Source organism: Cupriavidus sp. SIMBA_020, from assembly GCF_046535395.1.
GTDB lineage: Bacteria > Pseudomonadota > Gammaproteobacteria > Burkholderiales > Burkholderiaceae > Cupriavidus > Cupriavidus campinensis.
In genome coordinates, this window is record NZ_JAWRWU010001218.1 from 1 (window position 1) to 251 (window position 251).

1 pseudogene is annotated in these 251 nt (G+C 71.3%); it reads right to left on the minus strand.

Annotated elements, in window-relative coordinates:
• Positions 1-70 precede the first annotated feature (70 nt).
• Positions 71-251, minus strand: a pseudogene (locus SB751_RS33405) (TRAP transporter substrate-binding protein); the annotation flags it as partial.

Here is a 251-nt window from a genome sequence, read left to right on the forward strand (position 1 = left end):
TTGTCTCCTGCCTTGTGCGCGGTCCGCCGGCGTGCCCGCCGGGGCGGGACGCGGGCGGCCGAAGGACGTGTCAGTTGCCGCGCGCCGCGGCCAGAACCTTCTTGACGTAGGGGCCGATGGGACTGGCCAGCCATTTCTCGTCCACCGAGGCGGTGGCCTTGGCGAAGCCCGCCGTGTCAGGCGTCGTGACCAGCACGCCCTGGGCCTTCAGTTCCGCCAGCAGCCTGACGTCGGCCTCCTGGCTCAGCTTG